At 72.5% G+C, this 26,743-nt stretch carries 25 protein-coding genes; 24 read left to right on the forward strand and 1 reads right to left on the reverse strand.

The window, feature by feature from the left end; all coding sequences use genetic code 11:
• Positions 1 to 63: 63 nt before the first annotated feature.
• Genes WME75_RS08550 through WME75_RS08560 form a run of 3 tightly spaced genes read left to right on the forward strand, consistent with a single transcriptional unit; the run spans position 64 to position 1,543 of the window.
• Positions 64 to 570 (forward strand): hypothetical protein, encoded by a 507-nt coding sequence (locus WME75_RS08550; protein ID WP_437488326.1) that lies wholly within the window; start codon positions 64 to 66, stop codon positions 568 to 570.
• Between the two features lie 59 nt (positions 571 to 629).
• Positions 630 to 872: a hypothetical protein gene (locus WME75_RS08555; RefSeq protein ID WP_437488329.1), complete on the forward strand. Its 243-nt coding sequence runs from the start codon at positions 630 to 632 to the stop codon at positions 870 to 872.
• Positions 873 to 874: 2 nt separating this feature from the next.
• Complete coding sequence (locus tag WME75_RS08560; protein WP_437488332.1) at positions 875 to 1,543, forward strand: sigma-70 family RNA polymerase sigma factor; 669 nt, start codon at positions 875 to 877, stop codon at positions 1,541 to 1,543.
• A gap of 45 nt (positions 1,544 to 1,588) precedes the next feature.
• Here the strand turns inward: WME75_RS08560 and WME75_RS08565 are convergent, their stop codons facing one another.
• Complete coding sequence (locus WME75_RS08565) at positions 1,589 to 2,011, reverse strand: hypothetical protein (RefSeq protein ID WP_437488334.1); 423 nt, start codon at positions 2,009 to 2,011, stop codon at positions 1,589 to 1,591.
• A 160-nt stretch (positions 2,012 to 2,171) separates the two neighbouring features.
• On the opposite strand from WME75_RS08565, the gene WME75_RS08570 reads away from it, so the two are divergent.
• The 21 genes from WME75_RS08570 to WME75_RS08670 all read left to right on the forward strand — a co-directional run bounded on the left by WME75_RS08570 (position 2,172) and on the right by WME75_RS08670 (position 26,649).
• Positions 2,172 to 2,936, forward strand: a complete 765-nt coding sequence (locus tag WME75_RS08570; protein ID WP_437488337.1) for an SDR family oxidoreductase — start codon at positions 2,172 to 2,174, stop codon at positions 2,934 to 2,936.
• Between the two features lie 193 nt (positions 2,937 to 3,129).
• Positions 3,130 to 3,354: a (2Fe-2S)-binding protein gene (locus WME75_RS08575; RefSeq protein WP_437488340.1), complete on the forward strand. Its 225-nt coding sequence runs from the start codon at positions 3,130 to 3,132 to the stop codon at positions 3,352 to 3,354.
• Between the two features lie 187 nt (positions 3,355 to 3,541).
• Complete coding sequence (gene bfr, locus WME75_RS08580) at positions 3,542 to 4,012, forward strand: bacterioferritin (protein WP_437488343.1); 471 nt, start codon at positions 3,542 to 3,544, stop codon at positions 4,010 to 4,012.
• A gap of 196 nt (positions 4,013 to 4,208) precedes the next feature.
• Complete coding sequence (locus WME75_RS08585) at positions 4,209 to 5,564, forward strand: sigma-54-dependent transcriptional regulator (RefSeq protein ID WP_437488346.1); 1,356 nt, start codon at positions 4,209 to 4,211, stop codon at positions 5,562 to 5,564.
• Between the two features lie 445 nt (positions 5,565 to 6,009).
• Entirely contained in the window at positions 6,010 to 6,387 is a 378-nt protein-coding gene (locus tag WME75_RS08590; protein ID WP_437488348.1) for a response regulator, read from the forward strand.
• A gap of 9 nt (positions 6,388 to 6,396) precedes the next feature.
• Entirely contained in the window at positions 6,397 to 7,542 is a 1,146-nt protein-coding gene (gene queA / locus WME75_RS08595) for a tRNA preQ1(34) S-adenosylmethionine ribosyltransferase-isomerase QueA (RefSeq protein ID WP_437488351.1), read from the forward strand.
• Positions 7,539 to 8,660, forward strand: coding sequence for a tRNA guanosine(34) transglycosylase Tgt (tgt, locus tag WME75_RS08600; RefSeq protein WP_437488354.1), 1,122 nt, complete (start codon positions 7,539 to 7,541; stop codon positions 8,658 to 8,660). Before queA ends, tgt begins: the two co-directional genes overlap by 4 nt.
• Positions 8,661 to 8,986: 326 nt before the next feature.
• Positions 8,987 to 10,639, forward strand: coding sequence for a response regulator (locus WME75_RS08605; protein ID WP_437488357.1), 1,653 nt, complete (start codon positions 8,987 to 8,989; stop codon positions 10,637 to 10,639).
• A 72-nt stretch (positions 10,640 to 10,711) separates the two neighbouring features.
• A complete protein-coding gene (locus WME75_RS08610; RefSeq protein WP_437488359.1) occupies positions 10,712 to 12,766 on the forward strand; it encodes a GYF domain-containing protein in 2,055 nt (684 codons plus the stop codon).
• A gap of 86 nt (positions 12,767 to 12,852) precedes the next feature.
• Positions 12,853 to 13,257: a cobalamin B12-binding domain-containing protein gene (locus WME75_RS08615; protein ID WP_437488362.1), complete on the forward strand. Its 405-nt coding sequence runs from the start codon at positions 12,853 to 12,855 to the stop codon at positions 13,255 to 13,257.
• A 506-nt stretch (positions 13,258 to 13,763) separates the two neighbouring features.
• The gene (mraZ, locus tag WME75_RS08620) at positions 13,764 to 14,222 is read left to right on the forward strand and encodes a division/cell wall cluster transcriptional repressor MraZ (protein WP_437488365.1); all 459 of its coding nucleotides are present in this window, start codon (positions 13,764 to 13,766) and stop codon (positions 14,220 to 14,222) included.
• Positions 14,219 to 15,163, forward strand: a complete 945-nt coding sequence (gene rsmH / locus WME75_RS08625) for a 16S rRNA (cytosine(1402)-N(4))-methyltransferase RsmH (protein WP_437488368.1) — start codon at positions 14,219 to 14,221, stop codon at positions 15,161 to 15,163. The genes mraZ and rsmH overlap by 4 nt, the downstream gene beginning before the upstream one ends.
• Positions 15,160 to 15,513 (forward strand): hypothetical protein, encoded by a 354-nt coding sequence (locus WME75_RS08630; protein ID WP_437488371.1) that lies wholly within the window; start codon positions 15,160 to 15,162, stop codon positions 15,511 to 15,513. The genes rsmH and WME75_RS08630 overlap by 4 nt, the downstream gene beginning before the upstream one ends.
• Positions 15,510 to 17,597 (forward strand): penicillin-binding protein, encoded by a 2,088-nt coding sequence (locus tag WME75_RS08635; protein ID WP_437488373.1) that lies wholly within the window; start codon positions 15,510 to 15,512, stop codon positions 17,595 to 17,597. Before WME75_RS08630 ends, WME75_RS08635 begins: the two co-directional genes overlap by 4 nt.
• A complete protein-coding gene (locus WME75_RS08640; RefSeq protein WP_437488375.1) occupies positions 17,594 to 19,198 on the forward strand; it encodes a UDP-N-acetylmuramoyl-L-alanyl-D-glutamate--2,6-diaminopimelate ligase in 1,605 nt (534 codons plus the stop codon). Before WME75_RS08635 ends, WME75_RS08640 begins: the two co-directional genes overlap by 4 nt.
• Positions 19,195 to 20,325 (forward strand): phospho-N-acetylmuramoyl-pentapeptide-transferase, encoded by a 1,131-nt coding sequence (gene mraY, locus WME75_RS08645; RefSeq protein WP_437488378.1) that lies wholly within the window; start codon positions 19,195 to 19,197, stop codon positions 20,323 to 20,325. Before WME75_RS08640 ends, mraY begins: the two co-directional genes overlap by 4 nt.
• 4 nt (positions 20,326 to 20,329) lie before the next feature.
• A complete protein-coding gene (murD, locus tag WME75_RS08650; protein WP_437488381.1) occupies positions 20,330 to 21,688 on the forward strand; it encodes a UDP-N-acetylmuramoyl-L-alanine--D-glutamate ligase in 1,359 nt (452 codons plus the stop codon).
• Positions 21,688 to 23,010, forward strand: a complete 1,323-nt coding sequence (gene ftsW, locus WME75_RS08655; RefSeq protein WP_437494772.1) for a putative lipid II flippase FtsW — start codon at positions 21,688 to 21,690, stop codon at positions 23,008 to 23,010. Before murD ends, ftsW begins: the two co-directional genes overlap by 1 nt.
• Positions 23,004 to 24,221, forward strand: a complete 1,218-nt coding sequence (murG, locus tag WME75_RS08660; protein WP_437488384.1) for an undecaprenyldiphospho-muramoylpentapeptide beta-N-acetylglucosaminyltransferase — start codon at positions 23,004 to 23,006, stop codon at positions 24,219 to 24,221. The genes ftsW and murG overlap by 7 nt, the downstream gene beginning before the upstream one ends.
• Positions 24,221 to 25,630, forward strand: coding sequence for a UDP-N-acetylmuramate--L-alanine ligase (murC, locus tag WME75_RS08665; RefSeq protein ID WP_437488387.1), 1,410 nt, complete (start codon positions 24,221 to 24,223; stop codon positions 25,628 to 25,630). The genes murG and murC overlap by 1 nt, the downstream gene beginning before the upstream one ends.
• Entirely contained in the window at positions 25,627 to 26,649 is a 1,023-nt protein-coding gene (locus WME75_RS08670; protein WP_437488390.1) for an FtsQ-type POTRA domain-containing protein, read from the forward strand. Before murC ends, WME75_RS08670 begins: the two co-directional genes overlap by 4 nt.
• Positions 26,650 to 26,743 lie beyond the last annotated feature (94 nt).

The raw sequence follows: 26,743 nt of genomic DNA on the forward strand, positions 1-26,743 counted from the left end.
CGGCGCGGCATGGACGCACGGCGCGAACCGATCAACCCTGGTCGCATGGGGAGAGCTCTTTTCTTGATCACAGGTCCGTTGACGATGTTGCTGTTCGGGTGCGGCGGGGCTCCGCCACCTCCGGCCGAGCAGCCCGAGCCCGCGCGACCGGAGGAGCCCGCGCCGGGCGCCGAGCCCGCGCCGGAGGCCGCCCTGGGCGTCGAGGCGCCGGAGGCGGAGCCCGCTGCGACGCCGCCGTCCGCAGCGCCGGCGGCGCCGCGGCGCGAGGGCTCGGTGCCCGACGACTATGCGCTCATGCATGGCGACTGCGTGGATCTCGGCAAACAGCTCACGGCCCTCACGCGCACGGAGCAGGTCGCGGCGCTGAGCGCCAAGCTGACGCCGGAGCAGCGGGGCGAGACCGAGAAGAAGATCGACGCGGTCGCCGCCACCCTCGGAGAGCAGTATGCGCAGGCGTGCGAGCAGAACGTCGGCAAGCACGTGGAGCCGAGGTCGCTCAAGTGCGCGTTCGACGCGCGGAGCGTCAGGGCGTTCGAGGCCTGCCTCAACGCGCCGCCGCCGGCCAAGTGACGCCTCCGCGGCGCGCGCCGGATGACGGCGCGCTCGATGCAGATATAATGTGGCCCCGCATGGACGCTTCGCCCCTCGACGACCCCTGGATCGCCGCTCAGGTCGACGCCGCCGTGGCGCCTTACGTGGGTCGCCTGCCGGCGGAAGAGGTCGCGTGGATGCGCGAGCAGCTCGCCGAGGTCTTGCTGCACGACGAGGAGGCGATCCGCCTCCTCCGGCGCGCGCAACCGCGCGAGGTCGACGAGAGCGGCGAGCGGGCTTTCGGGGTGCTCGGCGCAGCGGGGCGCGCCAAGGCGGGTTAGCGGTGCGCACTGCGGAAGACCGGCTGGTCGCCGAGGGACTCGACCTGCTCCGGCTCGTCGCGAAGCGCATCGCGCGCCGTCTGGGCCGCCGCATCCCGGTCGAGGACCTCGTCGCGCTCGGGCACCCGGCGCTGCTCGATGTGGTGCGGACGCACGATCCGAGCCGATCCACGTTCGAGGCGTACGCCAAGCGGAAGATCCGCTGGGCGATCTTCGACGGCATCCGGCGGGAGACGCGCTGGCGATCCGCGGCCGCGCGGGCCAGCGCGCTCGCTGCGTCGGCGCGGTTCGCGGAGGGGCGCGGCGCGGACGATGACGCCGACGCGCCTGCCACGCAGGAGGCCTACGCCGCGCGGCTCGGCGGCCTGCTCGCCGGGCACGCGGCCGCGATGGCGCTCGGCCTGCTCTCGGCCCAGGGCGACGTCGCCGCGGTCCCGGACGCCGCCGACAGCCCCGAGGAGCGCGCCTCGCGCGCCGAGCTCGCGCAGGCCGTGCGGCACGCCGTGCGCGAGCTCCCCGAGCGCGAGCGCGCCCTCGTCGAGCGCCACTACTTCGACGACGAGCGCTTCGATCAGATCGCGCAGGATCTCGGGATCAGCAAGAGCTGGGCGAGCCGCCTGCACAGCCAGGCCATCGAGCGGCTGGGCGAGCTGCTCCGCGCCATGCGCTGACGCGCGCCGAGCGCGGGCGCGTCGCGCCCCTTCGACGGACCGCCGTCAGCGCTGCTGGCTCTTGACCGAGCGGAGATACGGGGCCCGCTCGTCGTCGCTGACCGGCTCGTTGCTGATCACGCGGTGGTCGCGCGGCATGAAGTTCACGAGCCGGACCATCAGGTGGTCCATCGCGACGGTCAGCTCCCCTTTGCGGCGGAGCTCCGCGGCCTCCTGGAAGGTCTGCACCTTGGGATCGTAGGCGATCATGTGCAGGTCTCGCCCGAACGGCGGGGGCAGGTCCTCCACCTCGACGATCTTGTAGATGCGGATCCCTCCGGCTTTCTCGGTGGCCGCGACCACGGCGCCGACGACCAGATCCTTGCCGGTCGGATCGGAGGTTTCGGGGACGGGGGGCGCGCGGTTACAGGCCGGTGCGAGCGTCAGGGTGCCTGCGCACACGGCGGCGGCGAGCGCGATCGACCTCATGGGCGCTGAATAACATCGATGCGACCCGGCGCAAGCGGCTACCGCGCGTGGCGCGGGAGGAGCGCGGCGCGCCGCGAGGTCGACCGCCGCCTCGTGGCAGCGCCATGGTAGACGCGCCTTCGAGACACCGGTCGGGAGCGATCCCTGGAGGAATGCGATCATGCGACTCGAGGACACGAGGTTTGTCGTCACAGGCGCCGCCCAGGGGCTGGGTCGTCACTATGCGCTGCGGCTCGCGGAGCTCGGGGGTCAGGTCGCCGCGGGCGACGTGAACGAGGAGGGGCTCGCGTCGCTTGTCGAGGCGAGCCAGGGGCTCCCCGGGAAGATCCACGCGCGGCCCTTCAACGTGGCGGTGGAGGCGGAGGTCGAGGCGTTCGTCCGCTTCGCGCACGGGGCGATGGGCGGCCTGAACGGCCTCGTGAACAACGCCGGCATCCTGCGGGACGGCCTCCTGGTCAAGAAGGACCGCCAGACGGGCGCGGTCGTCAAGCTGAGCGCGGCGCAGTGGCAGGCCGTCATCGACGTCAACCTGACCGGCGCCACGCTCATGGTCCGCGAGGTCGTCGCGAAGATGGTCGAGACCGAGCAGAAGGGCGTCATCGTCAACATCAGCTCCATCGCGCGCCACGGCAACCGCGGCCAGTCGAACTACACCGCCGCGAAGAGCGCGCTCGCGGCGAACACGAAGACGTGGGCGCTCGAGTTCGCGCCGTTCGGCATCCGCGTCGGCGCGGTCGCGCCCGGCATGATCGAGACCCCCATGACGCAGGGCATGCACCCGAAGGCGCGCGACGCCCTGGTCGCCATGATCCCGGTCGGCCGCATCGGCGTGCCCGAGGACATCTGGCAGGCCGTGCGCTTCGTGATCGAGTGCGAGTACTTCAACGGCCGCTGCATCGACGTCGACGGCGGCCTCACGATGTGACGCCGCCACCGCAGCGGCGTCCCTGCGTACCCCCCACCGCGTCCCCGCCGTCCTGCCGCGTCCCTGCGTTCTCGCCCCGCCCCGGACCACGAGCCACCCCGGCGATCCGCCCACGAAGCATTCTCGCTTGACACGTCGATATTGAAAGCTATGTTCAATATCAATCTACCCGTTAACGGAGCCGGGGGTTTGCATGTACGTCTGCCTCTGCATGGGCGTCTGTGATCGAGAGATTCGCGAAGCGATGAACGAGGGGGCTTGTTCCGTGGCCGAGGTGATGGAGTGCACGGGCGCCGGTACGCGGTGCGGCTCCTGCCAGCCGACGATCGCCAAGCTCATCGGCGATGACGAGGGCGCCTCCCCGCCCGTCGCCGCGCCGCGCCGCCTGACGATGGCGCCGGTCTCCAGCGCCGCCTGATTCTCGGGCTCGCCCCGCTGCGCTCCGATTTCCTGGAGCCGGCGGGGGCTGCCGCCCGTTTTCTTAGAAATTTCTTGCGCACTTCCGCTGACCTTGCGCATTTGACCTGGGCGCTGGCGCTCCAGCCGGCGCCCCCTTGCCGGCCGAGGCGGGGCGAGCACGACAGGCACGAGCGCGAGAGGGTCCGATGAAGGGTGCGAAAGATATCGTCGACGTGTTGAACGAGGTGCTCGCGGGAGAGCTCGTCGCGATCAACCAGTACTTCCTGCACGCGAAGATGTGCGCGCACTGGGGCTTCGTCACGCTCGCTGCGCACGGCCGCGCCGAGTCGATCGACGAGATGAAGCACGCCGACGCGATCATCGATCGCATCCTCTTCCTGGAGGGGCTGCCCAACCTGCAGCGCCTGGACACCCTTCGCATCGGGCAGACCGTGCCGGAGCAGCTCAAGAGCGACCTCGAGCTCGAGTACCAGGCGGTCAAGCGGCTCAACACGGCGATCGTCCTCTGCCGCGACAAGGGAGATCGCACCTCCGAGGAGCTCCTGGCCAAGATCCTCGAGTCCGAGGAGGAGCACATCGACTGGCTAGAGACGCAAATCGGTCTGATCGAGAAGCTTGGGGAGACCGCCTACCTGTCCCAGCAGATCCGCGAGTAGGGTAGGGTGGGGCTCGCCCCGCACCCCGCGCGCCTTCTGGCGGCGGAGGCCGCGCTTGACGTACGATACGCTGGACGCATGTCCAAGACGCCGCGGACGACCGCGCTCGAGCGGTTACGCGCCAGCGCGGCGCGTCGGTCGTGCTCGTCGCGCCGCGCCCGTCCCGCGAGGAGGATGAGCGCGGCGGGGGAAATCCATGTCGAAGATTCTTGTCGTCGATGACCAGCGGAACATGCGGACCACGCTCGCGATGATGCTGCGTGGCGCGGGGTACGAGGTCGATGAGGCGGCCGACGGCAGCCAGGGAGCCGACCTGGGCGCCAAGGGCGCGTACGACGCCGTGCTCACCGACCTGCGGATGGGCGGCTTCGACGGCATCGGCGTCCTGCGCGCGGTGAAGGAGTCGAACGCGAACACCGAGGTCATCGTGATGACCGCGTACGGCACCATCGAGAGCGCGGTCGAGGCGATGCGGCTCGGCGCCTTCGACTACATCCAGAAGCCGTTCTCGGAGCAGGAGCTGCTCGTGAAGGTGGAGCGCGCGATCCAGAACCGGAAGCTCACCGGGGAGGTGCAGCTGCTCGCCAGCGAGTTCAAGGAGCGCTACCGGTTCGAGAACATCGTGGGCCGCTCGCAGGCGGTCCGCGAGGTGCTGGGCCGGATCGTGAAGGTCGCGCCGACCGACGCGACGGTGCTCATCACCGGCGAGAGCGGCACCGGCAAGGAGCTGGTCGCCAAGGCCATCCACGCCAACAGCAAGCGCGCGGATCGCCCGTTCGTCCCGGTGAACTGCGCCGCCATCAGCGAGACGCTCCTCGAGAGCGAGCTGTTCGGCCACGCGCGCGGCTCGTTCACGGGCGCGATCTCGGCGAGGAAGGGGCTGTTCGAGGAGGCCGACGGGGGCACGTTCTTCTTCGACGAGATCGCCGAGACCCCGCTCACCTTCCAGGCGAAGCTGCTCCGCGCGATCCAGGAGAACGAGATCCGCCGGGTGGGCGAGAACAAGCCCATCAACGTCGACGTGCGCATCATCGCCGCGACGAACCAGGAGCTCCTGGCCGCGGTCTCGGAGAAGCGGTTCCGCCAGGACCTCTATTACCGGCTGAACGTCGCGCGCTTCGTGCTCCCGCCGCTGCGCTCGAGGCGCGAGGACATCCCGATCCTCTGGGAGTTCTTCCTGGAGAAGTACAACCGGAAGATGACCTGTCGCGCGCGCGCCGCGGACGGCGTCGTCGAGGCGCTGACGCAGTACGACTTCCCGGGCAACATTCGCGAGCTCGAGAACATGGTGGAGCAGGCGGTGGCGCTCTCGGGCGGCGGCATCATCAGCGTCGACGACGTACTGCCCGCCTCGTTGCTGCCGACGCGGGCGCCCGAAGGCGGCGGCAGGCTGCTCGCCGACGTTGTCGACTGCGCCGAGCGCCAGGCGATCGAGGCCGCGCTGCGGGAGTGCGACGGCAGCCGGGAGCGCGCCGCCGAGGTGCTCGGGATCAGCGCGACAACCCTGTGGCGCAAGATGACCCGCCTGGCGATCACGTACCCCCCGGGCTGAGCCAGCGCCTCCTCAGCCGGCCTCCGCCGTTCCTGACGACCCGGCTCGGCAGGGCGTTCCCTCGGGATACAGCCGGCGCCTGCAGACCCGGCCGAGCCTGCCTGTGCTCACCTGTGGAGCCCGCTGCTGCTCACCGGGCTCAGCCGTCCTGCGCCTGCGCGCGCCTGCCCACAGTTCGACCAGCACGTACGACCGGGCTGAGCAACACCCCTGACTCGGTAGTAAATCAGGGTAGCTAGCCCACGTTGGCTTGCATCTTTGCAATGTAAGTGGGTCGGGATTTGCCTTAGTGCAATGGGGCAGCTGATGTAGACTGTGCGCTTCTGTTTCACTTCGGCGTCGATAACAGCAACTCGATAATTCGTCAGCTTGGCCCGGTAATTGCTAGGTCCTAGACCGATAGGCGTAGTCATGGTTGGCGGCGCTCGCCGCAGGAGGACGCTTAATGGCCCGCATGCTGATCGTGGACGATGAGAATTCCCAGCGTCGCGCCCTTTCAGCTGGGCTAAGCGTCGAGGGGTTCGAGGTCGTGTTCGCCGCCTCGTTCCAGGATGCGAACCGCGTCCTCGGCTCTTCCCCGGTCGACGTGGCGATGATCGACCTGATGATGCCGGATCTGAACGGCCTGGAGCTCGCGCGTCACATCCGGCATGCGTTCCCGAGTGTGCGGGTCGTGCTTTCCAGCGCGTATCACCTCTCCGCGCGTCAGGTCGAGCGCGCCGACTGCGGCGCCGTGGCCTTTGTCCCGAAGCCGTACAAGGTGGGCGAGATCTGTCGCTTCCTCCGCGCCAAGACGAACGTGCTCACGCCCGCGTCGTGCTAGTAGCGCGGCGTGCGCTGCGAGCTGCTCGACTACGAACTCCCTGAAGCGCTCATCGCGTCGCGGCCCCCCGAGGAGCGGGACGGCGCCAGGCTCCTCCTGGTGGACCGCGGCCGCGGGGCCGGCGACGTCGAGCACGCCGCGATCCGCGATCTCGGCCGGTACGTCGAGCGCGGCGCGCTCGTCGTCGTCAATGACACGAAGGTCGTGCCCGCCCGGCTGTTCGGTAAGAAGCGTGGCACCGGCGGGCAGGTGGAGCTCTTCCTGCTGCACCGGCTGGACGAGGCGCCGGCCGGGGGGGAGGACCCCGCTGGCGGGTACCGCGAGCTCGCCGGCGGGCCCGGGGAGGGCGCGGCGAACCCCGAGCGCTGGCGAGCGATGGGGCGCGCGTCCAAGCCGATCCGCCCGGGCGCGGTGCTCGATCTCGAGCGCGACGGGGCGCTTGTCGCGGAGGTGCTGGAGCGCGCAGAGGACGGGGTGCTCACGGTGCAGCTCTCCTCGCCGGCAGGGCTGTCCGTCGCGGCTGCGATCGAGGCCTACGGGCACGTCCCGCTCCCTCCCTACCTCGGCCGGGGCGACGACGCGTCCGATCGCGAGCGGTACCAGACCATCTTCGCCCGCGTCCCGGGCGCGATCGCCGCGCCCACGGCGGGCCTCCACCTCTCGCCCGGCCTCGTCGAGCGGCTCCGCGCGAACGGGGTCGAGATCGCGAGCGTCACGCTGCACGTCGGCCTCGGCACGTTCCAGCCGGTCACGGTCGACGACCTCGACCTGCACCCGATGCACGCCGAGGTCTACTCGGTCCCCGAGGCGACCGCCGGCGCGGTCGCGGCCGCGCGCGAGCGCGGGGCGCCGGTGATCGCGATCGGCACCACCGTGGTGCGCGCGCTCGAGAGCGCGGCCGACCCGGCGCGCGCGGGCCTCGTGCGGGCGCAGTCCGGGGAGACGCGCCTCTTGATCCAGCCCGGCTACCGGTTCCAGGTCGTCGACGCCCTGCTGACGAACTTCCACCTGCCGCGCTCGACGCTGCTCGCGCTCGTGTTCGCCTTCGCCGGCCGCGAGCGCGCGCTGCTCGCGTACCGCGCGGCGATCGACGCCGGCTACCGCTTCTACTCGTACGGCGACGCCATGCTGATCTCCGGAGCGAGCGCGTCATGAGCCGGACGCCTGGCTTCGCCTTCTCCGAGCTCGCGCGGGACGGTCATGCCCGTACGGGCGTGCTCTCCACGCCGCATGGCGACGTGCTGACCCCGACGTTCATGCCGGTCGGCACCCAGGGCAGCGTGAAGACGCTGGCCCCCGGCGAGGTGGCCGCGACCGGCGCGAGGATCGTCCTCGGCAACACGTACCACCTGTGGCTCCGCCCGGGCCCCGAGCTCGTCGCGCAGCTCGGCGGCCTGCACGCGTTCACCCGCTGGCCGCACGCGATGCTCACGGACTCCGGCGGCTTCCAGGCCTTCTCGCTCGCCGAGCGGCGCACCCTCACGGAGGACGGCTTCGTGTTCCGCTCGCACCTCGACGGCGCCCGCAAGGCGCTCACGCCCGAGGTCGCGATGGAGGTGCAGGGGCTGCTCGGGGCCGACATCGCGATGCAGCTCGACGTGTGCCCGCCCGGCGGCGCGCCGCACGCGGAGGTCGAGGAGGCCTGCCGCCTGACGACGCGCTGGGGGAAGCGCTGCCTCGCCGCCAAGCGCCCCACCCAGGCGCTCTTCGGCATCGTGCAGGGCGGCACCTCGGCCGCCCTCCGCACGGCGCACGCGGACGAGCTCGGCGCGTTGCCGTTCGACGGGCTCGCCCTGGGCGGCTTCTCCGTGGGCGAGCCGATCCCGCTGATGCACGAGGTCGTCGCGCAGATCGCGCCGCACCTCGACCCTTCGCGCCCCCGCTATCTCATGGGCGTCGGGACGCCGCTCGACCTCCTTCACGCCGTCGGCGCCGGGGTCGACATGTTCGATTGCGTGCTCCCCACCCGGAACGCTCGCAACGGGCAGGCGCTCACGCAGCACGGCAAGATCGTCATCAAGCAGGCGCGCTACAAGGAAGACCGATCTCCGCTCGACCCGACCTGCGCCTGCCCGACCTGCGTCGGGGGGTACAGCCGCGCGTACCTGAGGCACCTCTACATGGCGGGCGAGATCCTCGTGCTGCGCCTGCTGACGGAGCACAACCTCCACCTGTATGGCCGCCTGATGCGCGAAGCGCGCGCGGCCATCGCCGAGGGGCGGTACGCGGCGTTCGCCCGCGCGTGGCTCGGCGCGCCCGATGTGACCGAGTGATCGAGTGGCCCTACATCGTCTCCATGGCCTCTCGATGCGGTCCGGACGCGGGCGCGGCGAGGATCGCGCGGCGGGCGCAACGTCCGCGCTGTCCGGAGGGTTCCGGAGTAACATGGGCGGATGGTGAGCTCTCGCCTCCGCCGCGCCGCGCGCTCGCATCCGCGTGCGCCGGGCGACGCCTCGGCCGCGCTCGACCAGGCCGTAGGTCCGAGCCGCCGGCGCACGAGCCCGAGCCGGTCGTGCCAGCCGAACGGCCGCCTTCGCGCGCGGGTCGCGTGCTTGCCCGCGCTTTCCTCGTCCATTAGCCTTCGGACTCGGCCCGCGGAATGACGCAAGACGCCAACAAGAAGCCGCTCGGACGCATCCTCCTCCAGCAAAGGGCGGTCACCCAGCCCCAGCTCGAACAAGCGCTCCTCGATGCGCGTGCGAAGGGGGTTCCCCTCGCCACGAACCTCATCGAGAGCGGCACGGTCTCCGAGGTCGCTGCGCTGAAGGCCCTCTCCGAGCAGAGCGGTGTTCCTGGCATCGATCTCAACCAGGTCTGCATCAAGCTGAGCGACCTCTCGATCCTGCCCCGCGAGATCGCCGCGAAGCACAAGCTCCTGCCCGTGCTCGTCCGCGAGGACCGCATCCTCGTGGCCATGGCCGCGCCCGCCGACAAGAAGGTGATCGACGAGCTCGAGTTCGTGACCGGCAAGCGCGTCTTCCCGTACATCGCGCTCGCAGGCCCCCTCGTGCGGACCATCGCGGCCGCCTACGACATGAAGGAGCAGGGCGAGCCGTTCTACGTCGGCGCCAAGTGCCCGCCCGAGGTGCTGAAGCGGGCCGGGCTCGGCGCCGCGGCGGCGTCCGCTCCCGAAGCGCCGCCCGCGCCCGCCCCTGCGCAGCCTGCGGCGCGCCGGTCTGCGTCCGCCGTGCCGCCGGCGATGGTGGCCCATCCCCCTCCTGCGCCCAGCGCCCCGCCGCCGGCGCGACCCGCGCCGGAGCGCTCGCGCGAAGAGGCGGAGATCTCGTTCGCCGATCTCACCGACGAACCGAGCCCGCGCGCAGCCGCTTCGCCGGGCCGCATGTCCTCGGCGGGGCCGCCGCTCGTCGTCGACGACGCCATGCGGAGGGCAGCGGCAGCCGACGAGCTCACGGACACGGATTTCGGCACCGCCGACCGCGACCTGTCCGTGGTCGAGTCGCTCCCGGGCGCGAGCAAGGCGCCGCAGGGCGATCAGACCACGATCCTGGTCGTCGACGACGAGCCCGAGATCCGGAAGCTGCTCCGCCGCATCTTCGAGGAGCGCGGGTACCGCGTCGAGGAGGCCGACCGCGGGCTCCTCGCCCTGCGCATGGTCAAGGAGCATCCGCCCGACGTGATGATCCTCGATGCCATGTTGCCCGAGGTGCACGGCTTCGACATCGCCCGCCGCATGAAGGGCACGCAGCGCTACGGCCACATCCCGATCATCATGATCTCGGCCGTCTACCGCGGGTGGCGCTTCGCCGAGGACCTGAAGTCGAGCTACGGCGTGGAGGCCTACATCGAGAAGCCGTTCCGCGTCGCCGACGTCGTCGCCGCCGTGGAGAACGCGCTCCAGGCGCGCTCGATCCGCGGGGACCAGGACCGGATTTCGGCAGAGGCGGAGCGCCTCCTCGCCGCGGGGATCGCGGCGTACCGCGCGGGCGATTTCGATAAAGCCGTGCGGCACCTGCGCGAGGGCACGGCGATCGATCCGCTCGCCTACCGGCTGCACTTTCACCTCGGCCTGCTCTACGGCAAGCAGGGCCAGCTCTACGACGCCATCCAGGAGCTGGAGACGGCGCTGCACATCAACGGCAAGCACTTCCCCGCGCTGAAGAACCTCGCCGTGCTCTACCAGAAGGCCGGGTTCCGCAACAAAGCCATCGAGACGTGGGAGCGCGCCCTGGGCGTCGCGCCCGATGACCCGACGCGGCAATCCATCAAGGAGCATCTGCTCGGGTTGCTCTGACCGCCTACCCCATGTCGTCCGGGGCCAAGCTGTCGTAGACTGCGCCGATTCCACCGGCAGGCGCGTCCTTGGATGAAATTCATCTGCGATAACTGCAAGGCCAAGTACCAGATCGGCGACGAGAAGGTCGCCGGCAAGATGGTGCGGATGCAGTGCCGGCGATGCGGGCACCTCATTCAGGTGAGCGCGAGCGTCACCGAGAGCTCCGTGGCGCGGGCTCTCCCGGTCGAGCCGCCGCGCGCAGCGGGCGACGACGCGCAGATCGCCCCTCCGAGCGACGAGGCGCCGGCCGGCACGCCGGCGGCGGACGCCGCCGGCGCGAGCGCCCCGAGGCCGCCGCCGGCTTCGGCCCTGGGCCACGGCGCCGCGCCGTCGCCGCCCCGACCGGCATCGCAGGCCCTCCCGCGCCCGGGGGGCGCGCCTCGACCTCCGGTCGCGCCGCGCGCCGCGCCCGGACCGGTGTCGAGCCCGCGCCCGGCGCCCGCGCCGCCGGCGCCCGCCGCGGCGCGGGCCGCCCAGCCGGCGCCCGCCGCGGCGCGGGCCGCCCAGCCGGCGCCGGCCGTAGCGCGGGCCGCCCAGCCGGCGCCCGCCGCGCGGGCGGAGCCCATGCCGCCGGCGGGGGCCGCCAGCGTGTTCACGCAATCGATGTCCAACGACCGGCCGCTCGGGAAGACGCCGGCCGCGCGCACGACGTCGAGCGAGGACTGGTACGTCGGGGTCGGCGGCGTCCCGCTCGGCCCGGTGCGGCTCGCCGTCATCCGCGAGAAGGCGCTGGCCGGCGCGGTGGACGGCGACTCGCTCGTCTGGCGCGAGGGCTTCGACGAGTGGCTGCCCCTCAAGAACTTCCCGGAGCTGCTCGAGATCGTCACCCAGGCCCAGTCCACCCGCGTGTCCGCGCCCGCGCGCCGCACCAGCAGCACGGGCTTCTCCGTCGGCCAACAGCAGGTCCCGCCCTCGACGAAGGCGCCCTCGTCGGCGAGGGTCCCTCCGCTCGCTGCGGCCGCGCCCGCGCGCTCGGCAACGCGCGATCCGGAGCCTCCCGGCCTGAGCGAGCGGTCGTCGGTGGGCGTCGGCTCGGTCGCTGCCTTCTCCGCGGCGGGGACGCCCGCTGCGAGCGCGCCGGCCGCGTGGCCCGACGCTTCTGGGGGCGCCGCGCGGGCCCACGCCGCGGGCGCGGCGCCGATCGCGGTGCTGGCCGATCCGTTTGCGGCCGGGCCGGCGGCCCCCGTCGTCTCCGCGCCGAGATCCGAGCTGGCGCCGCCCGTCTCGGCCGACATCGCTCGCGGCGCAGGCGGCCTTTCCCTCGGCGGCTCGCCCTCGTCAACGGCCCGCGCGGGTGGCGTGACGTCGGCGCCGGCCGGTGGCCTTTCCTCCGCGGAGCCCGCCCCCCTCGTGGCCAACCCGGGCAGCCTGGTGGAGACGGTCGCGCCGAGGCGGCGCTCGGGCATGAGCCCGCTCGCCTACGCCTTCATCGCCATGGCAGCGGCGTTCGGCGGCGTCTCCGCCTATGTCCTGCTGTCGCCCAAGCCGCAGCAGGCCCCCGTGCAGGTCGTGACCCCGCCGCCGAGCCACCCGGCCGACCTGCCCACGGCCGCCCCTCCGCCGCCGCCGAGCGTCGACCCGGAGACGCCTCCGACGGCCGAGACAGCGTCTGCCAGGCCGGAGCCCGCCTCGCCCGGCAAGCCGGGCGCCGTGGCGAGCCAGCGCCCCCAGCCGGAGAAGCCTGTCGCTTCCGCGACCGCCGCTCCGCTCGACCGATCCGGGTTCGGTGCCGCGGTCCCCGGCCCGACGTCAGGGCCGGGCAGCCAGGGCGCCGGCTCCGGCTTGAGCCAGCTCTCTCAAGGGGAGATCGCCGGCGTCGTCGAGGCGAACCGGCCCAGCGTCCGGCGCCACTGCTGGCAGCCCGCCCTCGACGCGCGCGACCGCAACGCATCCACCACCGCCCGCGTCTCGGCTTCCGTGGTCATCAGCGCCTCGGGCGCCGTCCAGTCCGTCTCGGCCGGCGGCTCGGAGAAGGACTACCCCGGCCTGGCGAGCTGTATCGGCTCGCGGATCAAGTCCTGGCGGTTTCCCCCGTCCTCGGGCTCCACGCCCGTGACCATTCCGTTCGTCTTCGCCGCCCAGTGAGCACACGCTCCCCGTGGAGGGGAGGCCCACGTCGCCGGGGCGCTGCGCTTTACGCCTGCCCGGGCAGGCGGTAATCGAACGCGATCATGGCAGAGCGCAAAGTCCGAATCCTCGTGGCGAAGCCCGGCCTGGACGGCCACGACCGCGGCGCCAAGGTCGTCGCCCGGGCGCTCCGCGATGCGGGCTTCGAGGTGATCTACACGGGCTTGCACCAGACCCCCGACATGATCGCCTCTGCCGCCGTGCAGGAGGACGTCGACGCCGTGGGGCTGTCGATCATGTCCGGAGCGCACAACACCCTCTTCCCCGCCGTCCTCGAGGCCCTCCGCAAGCACGGCGCCGAGGACATCGTTGTGTTCGGCGGGGGCATCATCCCGGACGAGGACATCGCGCGCCTCCAGGACGCCGGCGTGAAGGGCGTCTTCACCCCCGGGACCACCCTGAAGAGCATCGTGGAGTGGGTCCAGACCCACGTGACCCCCCACGGCTGACCGCCGCGCCGGCGCGCGTCCCCACTCTCCCCCACCGCGCGCGCCCCCACTCTCCTCCACCGCACGACTCCCCGCCGGACCTCCTCCCGGGCAACCGGCTCGCTGAGCCCGTCCGGTAATCCGGCGTAGACCCGCCTGTCAGGGCGCGACGTCATGCGCCCAGGGCGGCGATCCGCCTCGCTTCCTTTCCGCCTTGCCAGCGTCCGCCTGCGGCGGTCGCGCAACCCTCCGAGCGGCCCCCCACTTCCTCCCACGGACCTGGGTCTGCCAGCGGATCGCGAGAATTCTCGCTGTTTTGTGGGGTATTACCTTGGGGGTAGGTGTCCTACATAGGTGGTGGATGAGGTCCAGAAATCTCCCAAACTGTTGACACTCGGCACCTCCCTCCGTAGCGTGGCGGAGCTTCGTGGGAAGAAGTGGCAGAGAATGTCACGACGCGGCGTGCACCCGGTGGAGCAACGCGGCGCCAAGCCCTCGGCGGGACAGGCCAGCCGGAGCTGGGGTCGATGAGCACGATGTTTCGCGGTCACTTCGAGCACGCGATCGACGCGAAGGGGCGCACGAGCCTCCCTTCGCGCTTTCGCGATGTGCTCGCGGCCGCGAACGACCTGCGCATGGTCATCACCCCGGCCCTCTTCGACCCCTGTCTGCACGCGTATCCGATGAAGGCCTGGGAGGAGCTGGAGGCTAAAATTGCAGCGTTGCCGCAATTCGATTCCAACGTGGTCGCATTCCGGCGTCGCTACCTCTCCGCGGCTGTCGAGTGCGACCTCGACAAGCAGGGCCGGATCCTCATCCCGCCGTCGCTCCGCGAGCACGCGAGCCTCACGAAGGACGTGCTGTGGGCGGGGATGGGACAGACGATCGAGCTCTGGTCGACGGAGCGGTGGAAGGCCGCTCAGCAGATGAACGAGGTCGAGCTTCAGAGCTTCAAGACAGCAATCGCGGAGCAGTTCCGCCTATGAACGTCGTCAATGTAGTCCCCATGCACCTGCCCCCTCCGCCGCCGCGCCCGCGCGGCGAGCAGCACGTCTCCGTCCTCGGCCGCGAGGTGCTCGCCGCCCTCTCGCCGGTCAGCCAGGGCGTCTACGTCGACGCGACGCTCGGCGCCGGCGGCCACACCGCGACGATCCTCGAGACGCCCGGCACCCGGGTCATCGGGATCGATCGCGACGAGCGCGCCCTCGCCATCGCGCGCGCCCGGCTCGCCCGGATGGGGGAGCGGGTGACTTACGTTCACGGCGCGTTCTCCGAGATCGAGCGGCACCTCGCCGCCCTCGGCGTCCCGCAGGTGGACGGGCTCGTGGCCGACATCGGCCTGAGCTCCATGCAGCTCGACGACCCGGCCCGCGGCATGAGCTTCCGCGCCGAGGGGCCGCTCGACATGCGGATGGACCCGAGCCGCGGCGAGACGGCGCTCGAGCTCATCGAGCGGCTCAGCGACGAGGAGCTCGCGGACCTCATCTACCGCTACGGCGAGGAGCGCCGCAGCCGGCGGGTCGCCCGCTGTATCAAGCAGGCGGCCGAGAGCGGCGAGCTCGAGACGACGCTCGACCTGCGGCGGGCCGTGGTGCGCGCGGTCGGGCCGGCGCGCATCGGCGGCGTCGATCCGGCGACGCGCACGTTCCAGGCGCTGCGCATCGCCGTGAACGGAGAGCTCGACGAGCTGGAGGCGCTGCTCGAGGCGGCGCCCAGGATCATCGCGCCTGGCGGCGTGCTCGCCGTGATCTCGTTCCACTCGCTCGAGGACCGCATCGTCAAGCGCGCGCTGCGCGAGCCCGAGGTCTGGCAGCCGCTCACGAAGAAGCCGGTGACCGCGGGCGACGACGAGATCGCCGACAACCCGAGGGCCCGCAGCGCGAAGCTCCGCGCCGCGCAACGGGTCTGCGGCGAGGCGCTCGCGTGACGCAGCAGCGCCCGTTCCTCGTGCTCTGGACGCTCGCGGTGGCCGCGACGGTGGCGGCGTTCGTCGTGCACCTGGCCCTGCGGGGGCGCACGGTCGACCTCGGCTACCGGCTCGGTCGGGCGCGCGCCGAGCAGGCGCGGCTGCGCGAGGTCAAGCGGGTGCTCTCGCTCGAGGCGGCCAGCTACGAGACGCCGCAGCGCGTGGAGATGGTCGCCCGCTCGCTGCTCGGCATGACGCCGCCCCCGTCCGAGCGGATCATCCCGGTGCGGGGCTACACGGCGCCGCCCGAGCGCGATCCGACGAGCGGGGAGGCCGGCAGCGCGCCGCCGAGCGGGGGGCGCCGGGAATGAGGAACCTCGACCCCCGGCGCGCGCGGTGGATCCGCATCCGCATGGGGCTGCTCTGCGGCCTGATGGCGCTCGGCCTGGGCGGCGTCGTGAACGGCGCCTACCGCATCGAGGTCGAGGACGGCGACGCGTGGTACGACCTCGCGGAGCGGCAGCGCCAGCGGCGGCTCCACATCACGCCGAAGCGCGGCACCATCTACGACCGGAACGGCGCGCCGCTCGCGGAGAGCGTGGAGGTGCCCAGCGTCTCCGTCGACGCGGTCGAGATGCTCCGCGGCGTCGACGAGCAGTACATCCCGATGCGGATCCAGCAGTACGCCGAGCGCATCGCGCAGGCGCTCTCGCTGCCGGCCGAGGACGTCGTGGAGAAGCTCAGCCGGCGGCGCCGCTTCGCCTGGCTCAAGCGCCGCGTCTCGGAGCAGGAGGTCGAGCGCGTCCGCGCGCTCGGGGACCGGACGCAGCGCTACCCGGTGCGCGGGCTCGTGATCGAGGGCGAGGGGCGCCGCTTCTACCCGAACCGCGAGCTCGCCGGCCCGCTGCTCGGCTTCGTCGCCACCGACGGCGAGGGCAAGGAGGGGATCGAGCTCAGCCTGGAGCACGAGCTCCGCGGCAACGCATCGGAGGTGCGCGGGCTCCGGGATCGCTCGGGCCGGCTCATCTTCTCCGAGGGGATCGAGGACGAGCAGGCGCTCGCCGGGCACAACGTCCACCTCACGATCGACAAGGGCATCCAGTTCACCGCCGAGCGCGAGCTCGAGGCGGCGATGAAGACCTACGAGGCGATCGGCGGCTCGATCGTGGTCGTCAACCCCGAGAACGGCGAGGTCCTCGCCATGGCGAGCTCCCCGGGGTTCAACCCGAACGACTACTCGCAGAGCGATCCGGGGTCGCGGCGCAACCGCTGCGTCGTCGATCGCTTCGAGCCCGGCTCCACGGTGAAGATGTTCGCCATCGCGAGCGCGCTCGCGGCGAAGAGCGTCGCCCCCAGCGCGACCATCTACTGCGAGGAGGGGAACATGGCGATCGACAACGTCGTGATCCACGACACGCACGTGCACAAGTGGCTGACGCTGCCGCAGATCCTCAGCCAGTCGTCCAACATCGGCACGGCGAAGATCGCGCTCGGGCTCGGCGAGCAGCGGCTCTACGAGGGCCTCCGCCGGTTCGGCTTCGGGGACCTGACCGGCGTGCCGCTGCCGGGCGAGTCCGTGGGCGTGCTCCGGCCGCGCGGCCGCCCCTGGGTGCAGGTCGAGACGGCGTCGGCCGCGTTCGGCCAGGGGATCAGCGTGACCACGCTGCAGCTCGCCATGGCCGCGGCGGCGATCGCCAACCGCGGGCGGCTGCTCGAGCCCATCCTGATCAAGCGGATCACCGACGGCACAGGCGTCACGCTGTCGGAGCCGTCGCCGCGCGTGCGCCGCGACGCGGTCCCCTCGTCGATCGCGCGGATGGTGTCGGAGATGCTCGTCGCGGTGACGGAGGGCGACGGGACCGGCGTCGAGGCGGCCATCCCGGGCTTCCGCGTCGCGGGCAAGACGGGCACGGCGCAGAAGATCGATCCCGCGACGGGCAAGTACACGGACACCCACTACGTGGCGTCCTTCGTCGGGTTCGTCCCGGCCGAGCGGCCGCGGCTCGCCATCGCGGTGGTGCTGGACGAGCCCCTGGGCGGCACCTACGGCGGCGGCTCGGTCGCGGCGCCCGTCTTCCGGCGGATCGGCGAGATGGCGCTGCGCTACCTGGGCGTTACCCCGCGCGGGAGCGTGCCGATGAAGCTGTCGGAGGTCGCCGAGCAGTCGGGCGAGGACATCGCGGCGAACACCTACCAGGTGCTGAGCGAGGCGCGCGCCGCGGCGGCGCCGATCTCGACGGGGGTGGTCACGCCGTCGGCGCCGCTCAAGACGGGGGAGCTGCGCGTCCCCGATCTCACCGGCCTGCCGCAGCGCGAGGCGGTGAGGAGCGCCGCGACGCTCGGGCTCGACCCGAGCGTCGAGGGCACGGGGAGGCTCACGCGCCAGGAGCCCCCGCCCGGGACCGTGCTGCCCAAGGGATCGCCCCTGAAGCTGATCTTCGAGCCCCCCACATGACAGGGCGCGATCCCAGCGAGGCCGGCGTGGCCGAGGTCGAGCTCGCGCTTCGTCTCGGCGATGTGTTGCGCGAGATCCCGGGCGCCGCGCTCTCTCCCGCCGGCGCCGCGGACCTGCTCGTGACGGGCGTGCACCTCGACTCGCGCAAGGTGGGGCAGGGGGACATCTTCGTCGCGCGCGCGGGCGCGCGGGTGCACGGCGAGCACTTCATCCCCGAGGCCGTCGCGCGCGGCGCGCGGGCGGTCATCCTCGCGCGCGGGAGCACGGCCGACACGCTCGGCGCCGCCCGCGTCGAGGTGTCCGACGTGCCGCTCGCGCTCGCCCTGGCGGCCGCGGTGGCCTACGGGCACCCGGCCTTCACGCTCGAGGTCGTCGGCATCACCGGCACGAACGGCAAGACGACGACGGCCCACCTCGTGCAGACCTGCATCGATCGGTGCGGCGGTCGGGCCGGGATCGTCGGGACGCTCGGCTACCGCTTCGGCGATCTCGACGTCCACGCCTCGCACACGAGCCCCGAGGCCGACGAGCTCGCGCGCGTCGCCGCCGCGATGGTCGACCGCGGCGCGACGCACCTCGCGATGGAGGTCTCGTCGATCGCGCTCGCCGCGAAGCGCGTCGACGCGGTCCGCTTCCGGATCGCGGTCTTCACGAACCTCACCCAGGATCACCTCGATTACCACGGCACGATGGAGGCGTACGCGGAGGCGAAGGCGCGCCTGTTCGTGGATCTCGGCCCCGGCGCCGCGGTCATCAACGTCGACGATCCGTTCGGGAGGCAGCTCGTCCAGAGGATCGCCCCGGGCGGGCTCTCGCGTCCGGCGGCGGCGACGCTCGCGCGGTACTCGACGGAGGTGGGCGCCGGCCCGGACGCGGCGGAGATCGCCCCCGTCGAGCTCGCGCACGACGCGCGCGGCATCTTCCTCCGCGCCCGCACGCCCGCCGGCGAGGTCACCATCCGCTCCCACCTGCTCGGCGCGTACAACGTGTCGAACCTGCTGGCGGCCCTCGCCGTGGCCTACCTGCTCGGGTTCGACGTCGACGACGCCGCCGCGGCGCTCTCGTCGCCGATCCAGGTCGCGGGCCGCATGGAGCGCTGCGACACGCCGGGCGTCGACGAGGTGATCGTGCTCGTCGACTATGCCCACACGCCGGACGCGCTCGCCCGCGTGCTCGCGAGCGTCCGCGCCCTCGGCGGCGGGCGCATCTGCTGCGTCTTCGGGTGCGGCGGCGACCGCGATCCGCTGAAGCGGCCGCGGATGGGCGAGGCGGTCAGCCTCGCCGCCGACGTCGCCATCGTGACCAACGACAACCCGCGGAGCGAGGATCCGCGCGCGATCGCCGGCGCCATCCTGCCGGGCCTCTCCGCCGGGCGCGCGCGCGTCGTCGTCGAGCTCGATCGAGCGCGCGCGATTGAGCGCGCGGTGCTCGACGCCGAGCCCGGGGATCTGGTCCTCATCGCGGGCAAGGGCCACGAGCCGTACCAGATCATCGGCGATGTCACGCTGCCGTTCGACGACCGCGACGAGGCGCGCCGCGCGCTCGCCGCCCGCCGCGCTCGGGTCCAGGCCGAGCGGCAGCCGCACGGAGGTGCGGGATGATCTACGAGCTCTTCTACCCGCTCAAGTTCCACTACGGCTGGCTGAGCTGGCTCAACGTCCTGCGCTACATCCCGTTCCGCACGATCATGGCGACGATGACCGCCATGGTGCTGACGTTCGTGCTCGCGCCGTGGTTCATCCGCGAGCTCCGGCGCAAGCAGATCGGGCAGGTGGTCCGCGCCGAGGGGCCGGAGACGCACAAGATCAAGGCGGGCACGCCGACGATGGGCGGCGCGCTCATCCTGCTCTCGCTGCTGCTCCCCACCGTGCTGTGGGCCGACCTCAGGAACCCGTTCGTCCTCGCGACGACGGCGGTGACCGCCGGCTACGGCGTCATCGGCTACCTGGACGACTTCCTCAAGATCAAGCGGCGGAGCAGCGGCGGCCTGCCGGGCCGCTACAAGCTCATCGGCCAGGTGCTCATCGGCGGCGCGGCCGTGGCCTACACGTTCCTGCTCGCGTCCAAGCTCCCGCCGGACTGGGTGGAGATCAGGACGCGGCTCTCGATCCCGTTCGTCGCGTTCTCGAAGTTCCCGATCGAGCTGCCGCTCTGGGCCTACGTCCCGTTCGCCGTCTTCGTCGTGGTCGCGACGTCGAACGCCGTGAACCTCACCGACGGCCTCGACGGCCTCGCGATCGGCCCGGTGATCATCAACGCGGGGACGTACCTCATCCTCGCGTACATCGTCGGCGCCTCCATCGCGAACTTCTCGCTCGCGACTTACCTCGACATCCCGGCGATCGCGTCGGCCGGCGAGCTGTCGGTGTACTGCGGCTCGGTCATCGGCGCGGGGATCGGCTTCCTTTGGTACAACACGTACCCCGCGCAGGTCTTCATGGGGGACGTCGGGTCGCTCGCCCTCGGGGGCGGGCTCGGGATGCTCGCCGTCTTCACCAAGAACGAGCTCCTGTCGATCATCCTCGGCGGGATCTTCTTCATCGAGACGGTCAGCGTCATCACGCAGGTCCTCTCGTTCAAGCTCACCGGCAAGCGCGTCTTCTTGATGGCGCCGATCCACCACCACTACGAGAAGAAGGGGTGGGCGGAGCCCAAGATCATCGTCCGCTTCTGGATCATCTCCATCCTCCTGGCGCTGGTCTCCCTGGCGTCGATGAAGCTGCGCTGAGGGCATGATGGACGTCCGCGGGCGAACAGTGATCATCGTCGGGCTCGGCCGGAGCGGCGTCGCGGCTGCGCGCCTCCTGCTGGAGCGCGGCGCGCGCGTGATCGCGAACGACGGCGCGCCGCGCGAGCGGCTCTCCGCCGCGGCGGCGTCCCTCGAGGCGGAGGGCGCTGTCCTCGCGCCGGGCGGGCACGACCCGGCGCTGTTCGACGGCGCCGACCTCGTGGTCGTCTCGCCGGGCGTGCCGTCGTTCCCCGCGCTCGACGCGGTCGCGCGCTCCGGGCGCGAGGTCATCGGCGAGCTCGAGCTCGCGTCGCGCTTCGTGTCGGCGCCGATCGTGCTCGTCGGCGGGACCAACGGCAAGAGCACCACGACGGCGCTCACGGGCGCGATGCTCGAGCGGGCCGGCCTCCGCACCTTCGTCGGCGGCAACTTCGGGACCCCCCTCGCCGAGGTCGTCGGGGAGGCGTGGGATGTGCTCGTCCTCGAGATCTCGAGCTACCAGGCGGAGCGCGTCCCGACGCTGCGCGCTCGCGCCCATGCCCTGCTGAACATCACGGACGATCACCTCGATCGCTACCCGAGCTTCGCGGCGTACGCCGACGCGAAGGGCAACCCGTTCGAGCGCATGACGCCGGAGGATGTCGCGGTCGTGCCCTTCGGCGACGAGCTCACCGCCGGCCAGGCGGCGCGCGGGCGCGCCCGCGTCGTGACGTTCAGCGCGCGCGACGCCCGCGCCGACGTCAGCGCCCCGGGCGGCGCGATCGTCGACCGCGTCACCGGCGCGAGCTATCCGCTGGATCGCGTCCGGCTCACGGGCGCGCACAACCTCGGGAACGCCTGCGCCTCCGTCGCGCTGGCCGCCGCGCTCGGCGCCCCCGCGTCGGCGATCGCCGACGCGCTCGCGCGCTTCGAGGGGCTCCCGCACCGGACCGCGCTCGTCGCGGACGTCGAGGGCGTCCGCTACTACGACGACTCCAAGGGGACCAACGTCGGCGCCTCGGTCGCCGCGCTCACCGGCCTGCGCGAGGCGAAGGCCGTGCTGATCGCGGGCGGTCGCGACAAGCTCGGCGACTACGCGCCGCTCGTGGCCGCGCTGCGCGAGCGGGGGCGCGCCCTCGTCGTCCTCGGCGAGGCGGCGGACCGCATCGCCGCCGCGGCCGACGGCGTCCTGCCGATCGCGCGGGCCGGCTCGATGGATGCAGCGGTCCTCGCCGCGCGGGCGCTCGCCCGGCCGGGCGACGCGGTGCTGCTCAGCCCCGCGTGCTCCAGCTTCGACATGTTCCGCGACTACAAGGATCGCGGCGACGCCTTCGTCCGCGCGGTCGGCGAGCTCCAGCGAGCTGCCGGGGAGGTGGCGTCGTGATGTCGTGGAGCGACAGGCTCGGCGCGCGCGGCGACGCGCCCAAGAACCGGCACATCGGTCCCTCGGAGCAGGACAAGTCGGCGCAGGGCGCGGTCGCGGCGGTCGCCGAGGCGTTCTGGAAGGGGCGATCGAGCCCCTCGGGGCCCGTCGACGCCCTCCTCGCGGCGGTCGTCACGGCGCTCATCGGCTTCGGCGTGGTGATGGTCTACAGCGCGAGCGCGGTCGAGGCGACGGTGCGCTACAAGGACGCGCAGTTCTTCCTCAAGCGCCAGGCCATCTACGCGGTCCTCTCGATCGCCACGATGTGGATCACGAGCCGCATCGATCATCGCCGGCTCAAGGTCCTCACGTACCCGGTGCTCATCGTCGTGACCGGGATGCTCGTCGCCTGCGTGGCGGGGCTCGGCCACAAGGCGGGCAACGCCTACCGTTGGATCGCGCTCGGCCCGGTCCACGTGCAGCCGGCCGAGGTGGCGAAGCTCGGGATCGTCCTCTGGCTCGCCTACTCGCTCTCCAAGAAGGCCGACCGCATCAGGTCGTTCTCCGTCGGCTTCCTCCCGCACCTCCTCGTGGTCGGGATCCTGATGCTCCTCTGCCTCAAGCAGCCCGACTTCGGCAGCGCGGTCGTGCTGCTCTTCCTGACCTTCACGCTGCTGTTCGTGGCGGGCGCGCGCGTCCCGTACATCGCCGCGTTCTCCATGCTGCTGGCGCTCGCCGGCGCCGCGCTCGTGCGCTTCAGCGGCTACCGCTACGCGCGCTACCTCGCGTGGATCGACATGGACAACAACCGCGCCGACCTGGCGTACCAGCCGTTCCAGTCGGTCATGAGCTTCGGCTCCGGGGGGCTCTTCGGCCTCGGCCTCGGGCGGGGGCTGCAGGTGCTCTACCTGCCGGAGGCGCACACCGATTTCGTGTCGGCGATCGTCGGCGAGGAGCTCGGCTTCGTCGGCATCGTCGGCCTCTGCGCGGCGTACCTCGTCATCGTCTCGCGGGGCGTGAAGATCGCCCTCGAGGCCGACGACGACTACGGCAGCTTCATGGCGTTCGGCATCGCGACGCTCTTCGGCGTGCAGGCGATGACGAACCTCGCGGTGGCGATGGCGATCCTCCCCACGAAGGGGCTCACGCTGCCGTTCCTCAGCTACGGCGGCTCGTCGCTGCTCGTGAACGCCGCGGCCGCGGGCATCCTGCTCAGCATCAGCCGATCGCGGACCCCGGTGGCCTCCCAGCAGCGCGGCGCGGCGGGCGCGTCGCCCGTCCCGAACGCGCCGAGCGCCTCGGCCGTGGTCGTCGCGTCGGCCGAGGAGGGCGGCGCATGGTGACCGTCCTGATCGCCGGAGGCGGCACCGGCGGCCACGTCTTCCCGATGGTCGCCGTGGGCGACGCCGTCCGCGCCGCGGCGCGCGACGATGCCGCGCGCGTCGTCTACGTCGGCACCGCGCGCGGCATCGAGGCGCGCGTCATGCGCGAGCGCGGCGACACCCTCGAGCTGCTCCACGTCCTGCCGCTCCGCGGGGGCGGCCTCTCCGGCTTCGTGCGCGGCGCGGTCCGCGCGGGCCGCGTGCTCCCGGAGGCGAGGCGGCTCGTCGAGCGGCTCGACGCCCGCGTGGTGCTCTCGCTCGGCGGGTACGCGGGCGGCCCGGTCTCCCTCGCGGCGCGCTCGCTCGGCGTGCCGGTCGCGATCCTGGAGCCGAACAGCGTCCTCGGGCTCTCGAACCGGCTCCTCTCGCCCATCGTCGATCGCGCGTACGTCGCCTTCCCCGAGACGGCGCGCGCGCTGCGTCCGAGCACGGTGCGTCTCTTCGGCGTCCCGCTCCGTCGCGCCTTCGCCCGCGCGCCGTACGCGCCGCGCGAGGGCAAGCTCCGCCTGCTCGTGCTCGGCGGCAGTCAGGGCGCGCTCGCACTGAACGACATTGTCCCGCGCGCGATCGCGCAGGGCCGCGAGCGCGGCGTCGACCTCGACGTGGTGCACCAGACGGGCAGGGACCGAGAGGCCGCCGTCCGGTCGCTCTACGCCGAGCTCGGCCTCTCCGGGCGCGCGCGCGTCGTCCCGTTCATCGACGACGTGGCGGAGGCGCTCGCCGCGGCCGACGTCGTGATCGCCCGCGCGGGCGCGTCGACGCTCGCCGAGCTCTGCGCCGTCGGGCGCCCCTCGATCCTGATCCCCTACCCGTTCGCGGCCGACGATCACCAGCTGAAGAACGCGCAGTCCCTCGAGCGGGCCTCCGCCGCGGTGGCCATCGCCCAGGCTGACGCCACCGAGGCGCGCCTCGCCGGCGAGATCGCCCGCCTCGCGGCGGCCCCGGCGCTCCGCGCCCGCATGGCGGACGCCGCGGCGGCCTTCGCCACGCCGGACGCCGCGGCGCGCGTCGCCGCCGATCTGCTCGATCTCGCGCGAGCTCCGCGCCACCGCGCGCTGCGCCTCCCCGTCCTCGGCGGTCGCGCGGAGCGCGCGGGGGAGGCGCCGCGCCGCGCCGCGATGAACGAGGCCGCGCCGCTCGGTGCTGCCCTCGGTCGGGAGGAGGCAGGCTGATGTTCCGCGGTCGCGTTCGCCACGTTCACTTCGTCGGCATCGGGGGCGTCGGGATGAGCGGCCTCGCCGAGATCCTGCGCTCGCTCGAGTTCGAGGTCTCCGGCTCGGACCTCAAGGAGAGCTCGACGACGCGGCGGCTCACGTCGCTCGGCGTCCGGATCGACATCGGCCACCGCGCCGAGAACGTCTGCGGCGTCGACGTCGTCGTCTACTCGAGCGCCGTCCGGCCCGACAACCCCGAGCTCACCGAGGCGCGCGCGCTCGGGATCCCGGCGATCGGGCGGGCGGAGATGCTCGCCGAGCTGATGCGCGTGAAGTACGGCGTCGCGATCGCGGGCTCGCACGGCAAGACCACCACGACCTCCCTCGTCGCCACCGTCCTGCGCGCCGCCGGCCTCGATCCCACCGTCGTCGTCGGCGGCAAGATGGCGGCGCTCGGCTCGAACGCGCGGCTCGGCGCCGGCGACCTGCTCGTCGCCGAGGCCGACGAGAGCGACGGCTCGTTCCTGCGGCTCACCCCGACGATCGCGGTCGTCACCAATATCGACGCCGAGCACCTCGATCACTACGGCACGCACGAGCGCATCAAGGACGCCTTCGTCGAGTTCGCCGCGCGCGTGCCGTTCTACGGGCTCGCCGTGCTCTGCCTCGACCACCCGCACGTCCAGGATCTGCTCCCGCGCATCCCGCGCCGCCACGTGACGTACGGCGTCTCGCCGCAGTCGGACTACTCCGCGCGCGGCATCCAGTTCCGCGGCCTCGAGACGAGCTTCAACGCGTACCGCCGGGGGGAGCCGCTCGGCGGCTTCACGGTGAAGATGCCGGGCGCGCACAACGTCCTGAACTGCCTCGCCACGATCGCGGTCGCGGACGAGCTCGAGGTGCCGCTCGACGTCACCAAGCAGTCGCTCGCCACGTTCGGCGGCGTCGCGCGCCGCTTCTCCGTCGTCGGCTCCATCGGCGGCGTCACGCTGGTCGACGACTACGGCCACCACCCGGCCGAGATCCGCGCCACCGTCGACGCGGCCCGGCGCGCGTTCCCCGGCGAGGACCACCGCGTCGTCGTGGCCTTCCAGCCGCACCGGCACACCCGCACGCGCGATCTCTACGACGAGTTCACGCGCGCCTTCAACCAGGCCGACGTGCTGCTCGTGACGGACATCTACCCCGCCGGCGAGGCGCCGATCCCCGGCGTCACCGCCGAGCGCCTCGTCCAGTCGATCCGGGAGCACGGCCACCACGACGCGCGCTTCGTCGCGGACAAGGCCGACCTCCCGGAGGCCCTCGAGCGGATCGTCCGGCCGGGCGACGTGGTCATCGCGCTCGGCGCGGGCGACGTGAACGCCTGCGTGCGGGAGCTGAAGGCGCGGCTCGAGGCGAAGAGCCCGCCGCAGGAGGGCAGCTCATGACCGAGCGCCCGAGCGCCCCGCCGCCGAACCGTCGTCGCGCGTCGACGCCGGCGCCCGCGGCGCCGCCTGGTCGGGCGGCGGCCGCGCGCGGCTCGAAGCCGGAGCCTGTGGCCCCGGTGCGAGCGCCGAAGAACGCGCGCGTGCGCGCGGCGACCCCGTCGTCGCACGAGTCGCCGGCCCCGCCCGCGACCAGCGTCTCCGTGCGCCCGCCGCGCCCGCCGGTGAAGGGCGGCTCGCCCGGAGAGGCGCGCCCTGCGCGGCCGATGTCGCGCCACTTCCGCGCGCTCCAGCTCCTCGCGGGCGCCGCCGTCGTGCTCATCGCCTCGACCGCGGTCGCGTGGGGCGCGCGGCGCTACATCGTGTCGAGCCCGCGCTTCGCCGTGCGCACCGTGCTCGTCGACGGCGTCCAGCGCCGCACCGCCGAGCAGGTGGCGAGCTCCGGCGGCATCGAGGTCGGCAAGAACATCTTCACGCTCGACCTCGAGCTCGCCAGCGCCTCGATCTCCACCGATCCCTGGATCGAGAGGGCGACGGTCATCCGCAAGCTCCCCTCGACGATCCACGTCAGCGTCGTCGAGCGGGAGGCGCAGGCCCTGGTCGCGATCGGCGGCGATCTCTACCTCGCGACGCGCGACGGCGAGCTCTTCAAGGAGCTCGCCGAGGACGATCCGGTCGATCTCCCGATCGTCACGGGGATCACCGGCGAGCAGGTGGCGCGGGATCGCGCCGGCGTCGTCATCGCGGTGCGGCGCCTGCTCGACGTGGTCGAGGACATGGAGCGCGCCGGCCTTGCTCGCCGCTATCCGATCCAGGAGCTCCACGTCGAGCGGGACGGGTCGGTCGTCATCACCATCGGCAAGGAGGGGATCGCGCTCCACCTCGGCCAGCCGCCTTACCGCGACAAGGTCGGCCAGGCGGCGCGGGTGCTCACCGAGCTCGCCCAGCGGAAGGCGAGCGCGTCGGTGATCTTCCTGGACAACGACGCGCACCCCGAGCGCGTCGTGGTGAGGATGAAATGACCGCCGTCGCGCCCGCTCTCTGCGTCGGCGATCGCCGAGCAAAATTTGGCCGGTTCTGCTGGCTCATGGCAGCGTCGTGCCCGCCTGACACGCG

It is taken from the genome of Sorangium sp. So ce1014, from assembly GCF_051521505.1.
In the GTDB taxonomy this organism is placed as follows: domain Bacteria; phylum Myxococcota_A; class Polyangia; order Polyangiales; family Polyangiaceae; genus Sorangium.